We start from the raw sequence: 3,770 nt of genomic DNA, 5'->3' as shown, positions 1-3,770 counted from the left end.
TTCCCGGAGTCGCTCAGCAACTGGTATACGCGGCAGACGGCAAGCACGGAAGCGGTGTCCATGGCACCAGTGTAGGCCCGGCCTAGGAGGGAGTTCCGGGAACGTAGGATGCTTCCATGAGCAGTGTTGGAGCAATTGACGTGTCCGATGTCCTGGCGATCGATTCCCTGTTGAGCGCCGACGAGCTGGCGGTGCGGGAAAAGGTCCGCGATTTCACCAGCCAGCGGATCCGTCCGGCCATCGCCGGCTGGTACGACGACGGCGTCTTCCCACTGGATCTCGCGCCGGAACTGGGCGAGCTCGGCGTGCTGGGCATGCAACTGCAGGGCTATGGCTGCCCAGGCCGCTCCGCCGTGGAATACGGCTTGGCCGCGATGGAGCTCGAAGCCGGTGATTCCGGTATCCGCACCTTCGTCTCGGTGCAGGGGTCCCTCGCCATGACGGCGATCCACCTGTGGGGTTCGGAGGAGCAGAAGCAACAGTGGCTCCCGCGGATGGCCGCCGGCGAGCTGATCGGCTGCTTTGCCCTCACCGAGCCCACGGCCGGCTCGGACCCGGCCGCCATGCAGACCTTCGCCCGCCGGGACGGCACCGGCGACGACGCCGGCTGGGTCCTTGACGGAGCCAAGCGCTGGATCGGACTCGCCTCCGTGGCGGACGTGCTGGTGGTGTGGGCGATGACCGACGACGGCGTGCGCGGCTTCCTGGTCCCCGCCGGCTCCCCGGGTGTCACCGCGACGCCGATCGGTCAGAAACTGTCGATGCGCGCCTCGATCCAGTGCGATGTCACGTTCGACGCGGTCATGCTGGGCCCGGAGGCGCTGCTGCYGGAGGCCCGGGGGCTGCGCGGACCCTTCAGCTGCCTGAACGAGGCACGGTATGGGATCGCCTGGGGCGCGATGGGCGCGGCCCGGGACTCCTACGAGGCGGCACTGAGGTATTCGCAGGAGCGGCTGCAGTTCGGCAGGCCGCTGGCCGGGTACCAGCTCACCCAGGAAAAGTTGGTCAACATGCTGCTCGAAATCCAGAAGGGCACGCTGGTGGCACTGCAGCTGGGCCGGCTCAAGGATGTCGGGAAGCTGCGGCCGGAGCAGATTTCGCTGGGCAAGTTGAACAACGTCCGGGAGGCGATCGCGATTGCCCGCGAGGCCCGCACCATCCTGGGCGGGAACGGCATCACCCTCGACTATTCACCGCTGCGGCACGCCGCCAACCTTGAGTCGGTGCGCACCTATGAGGGCACCGATGAGGTGCACACCCTGGTCCTGGGCCAGCACATCACCGGGCTGGCCGCGTTCCGCTGACGGCTCGGGTGGGGTGACACTTTAAGGCAGTGTTCGGCAGCAGCATTGCCGTCATCTGCCACCTCGGCGGGGTCCCCCGGCACCCTCAGGCCGAGAAGCCGCCGTCGGCCTTGACCAGCTGGCCGGACACCCAGCGGCCCTCCGGCGAGAGCAGGAACGCCACGGTCCCGGCAACGTCCGCAGGAGTGCCCAGCCGGCCGCCGGGCTGCCGGCGGGCCAGCTCCTCACGCAGTGGCCCGTCCATCCAGCCGGTGTCCACCGGTCCCGGGTTGAGGGCATTGGCGCTGATTCCGAGCGGGCCCAGCTCCCTGGCTGCGGCAATCACGATCCGGTCCAGGGCGCCTTTGGACGCCCCGTAGGGCAGGTTGAACGCGGTGTGGTCGCTGGTCAGTGCCACGATCGCGCCGCCGTCGGCCGGTGCCTGCCGGGCGAATGCCGCGATCAGCTGCCAACTGGCGCGGGTATTGACGGCAAAGTGCCGCTCAAAGCTCGCCACGGACGTGTCCAGGATGCCGGAGTCCACGGACTCCGCGTGGCTGAGCACGAGCCCCTGCACGGTGCCGGCCCGCGCCGCCGTCTCGGCCATCAGCCGGTCCACGGCCTGCGGGTCCTCGAAGTCGGCGGCCACTGCCGCCACCGAGGCTCCGGTCGCCTGCAGTTCCGCGGTGAGGCGTTCGACGTCGTCCGGCTGGACACCCCAGGGCATCCGGGTGTCGTAGTCCTGCCAGTACGTGAGCACCAGGTCCCAGCCGTCGGCGGCGAGCCGTCGCGCTATGCCGGCCCCGAGGCCCGCGAGCCGTCCGACGCCGGTCACGAGGGCGGTCTTGCGATCCGCGGCCGGGGATTCCGGCGTCGTCAAAGTGGGATGCGGGGCCATGCGGCTCAGCCTAGCGTGACGGGCCGGACGGCAGGCTCGTGGCCCGGGGCAGATTCACTGCCCCGGTCGACGGGCGGGGCAACGGAGCCGCGCCGGAGGACCAGCAACCAGCACAGCATGAGGGCAAGTGCGCAAAAGACGCCTGCGCTGGAGGCCATAATCCAGAGCCCGGGGGTCTGGAGATCGAGGTTCTGCGCGCCGAGAGCGGTGCCGATCGTCTTCGGCGAGAAGAGGAACACGAGCACGGAGACGCCCAGCACTGCGCCCATGAGCCAGCGCGTGCGGCGATAGCGGTGCGCGGTTTCACGTAGGGTCCAGGCGAACGCGGGGAGGACGACGGCGACCCACACCCAGTGGTGGGACCAGGAGATGGGGCTAATGAGCAGCATGGTCAGTGCCGTCGCCGAGATGGCGACCACCCGGGCGCCCTGCTCGCTGGCGGATTTGATGATGCCGGCGGCCAGGGCCACGACCAGCAGGCTGAGCACCAGCCAGGGGGCGGTGACGGCTGCCTCCGGGACGCCGAAGTGCAGCAGGGCGCCTTTGAGCGACAGGTTGTCGACGTAGCCCGCCCCGCCGATCCGGGAGGTGTCCGGCAGGACGTGGAGCCAGAACTGCAGCGATTCCGCCGGGCGCAACAGCCCGCCGACCAGGACCGTGGCGAAGAATCCCGCGGCCATGTTCCGGAGGCCGCGCCAGTCCTTGCGGACCAGGAAATAGAGTCCAAAGACCAGCGGTGTCAGCTTGATGCCTGCGGCGACGCCCACCAGGAACCCGCTGCCGGGGACGCCGCGGGCCCAGCGGGGATTCCGGGCCAGCAGATCCGCGGCCATCAGGCCCATCAGCAGGATGTTGATCTGCCCGAATGCCAGAGTCTCACGCCAGGGGCCGAGGTTGAGCACGGCCAGGACCAGGACGGCGGCGGCCCAGGAGTTGGCCGGGGAGCGGAAGGTGGCGCGCCAGTCTGCCTTGGCATTCCAGTAGCGGACCCCGCGGACCGCGACCCAGAGCCCGATAATGACGCCTGCGCCGTTGAACCAGTTCAGCGCCAGTTTCTCCGGCACCCGGGCCAGCAGGCTGAAGAGCAGGGCGGCGAAGGGCGGGTAGGTGAACGGCAGCCCGGGTCCGCCGGACCAGTCAACGTTGCCCTGGTAGAGGTCCGAGGGTGTCGGGCCCGCATCGTTGAGGATCTTGCCGCCGTACCAGTAGACGCTGAAGTCGAGCCCTTGCTCGCCCCAAACGGCCAGCCAGTGCCACGCCGCGTACGCCACGACCGCCACGGCCAGGGGAAGGAGCACGGCCGCGAGACTGGCACGGACGGAACGTACCCTGATGCGGCTCGGCGCCGGCCGGGGCGCGGCCGGGATTCCAGCCGGGCCTCCTGTCTGGATGCGTGGCGGGACTCCGGCCGGCGGGGCGAGCGGGTTTTCGGCGTCGAGCAATGACATGTGTGCTTCCCCCCAATATTTGCTGCCGCGGGACGAAAGTGCAGCGAGCCGGCAGCGGCTGCCCCGGTCCCCGCCGTTCATCCTACCGAGTCGTCAGGCCGGGACAGGGACCCTGGTCTTCTGTCCGGTGTCCTTGCGGAT

Annotated in this window: 3 protein-coding genes; 1 reads left to right on the top strand and 2 read right to left on the bottom strand. The window is 69.6% G+C overall.

The window, feature by feature from the left end; all coding sequences use genetic code 11:
* The first annotated feature begins 116 nt into the window (after nt 1-116).
* The gene (locus AB4Y86_RS14100) at nt 117-1,304 is read left to right on the top strand and encodes an acyl-CoA dehydrogenase family protein (RefSeq protein ID WP_441402830.1); all 1,188 of its coding nucleotides are present in this window, start codon (nt 117-119) and stop codon (nt 1,302-1,304) included.
* Nucleotides 1,305-1,389: 85 nt separating this feature from the next.
* Here the strand turns inward: AB4Y86_RS14100 and AB4Y86_RS14095 are convergent, their stop codons facing one another.
* Complete coding sequence (locus AB4Y86_RS14095) at nt 1,390-2,181, bottom strand: SDR family oxidoreductase (protein ID WP_441402829.1); 792 nt, start codon at nt 2,179-2,181, stop codon at nt 1,390-1,392.
* A gap of 5 nt (nt 2,182-2,186) precedes the next feature.
* The gene (locus AB4Y86_RS14090) at nt 2,187-3,479 is read right to left on the bottom strand and encodes a glycosyltransferase 87 family protein (RefSeq protein ID WP_441402828.1); all 1,293 of its coding nucleotides are present in this window, start codon (nt 3,477-3,479) and stop codon (nt 2,187-2,189) included.
* Between the last annotated feature and the right edge of the window lie 291 nt (nt 3,480-3,770).

The sequence above is a fragment of the Arthrobacter sp. 2YAF22_2 genome (assembly GCF_052114645.1).
Taxonomy (GTDB): Bacteria; Actinomycetota; Actinomycetes; order Actinomycetales; family Micrococcaceae; genus Arthrobacter.
The sequence above is the reverse complement of the archived record's forward strand: the minus strand, read 5'-3'. Positions and strand labels throughout refer to the sequence as shown.

Bases quoted from the DNA above. Each gene is read 5' to 3' on its own strand.
- AB4Y86_RS14095 (WP_441402829.1), bottom strand. From the start codon at position 2,181: ATGGCCCCGCATCCCACTTTGACGACGCCGGAATCCCCGGCCGCGGAT.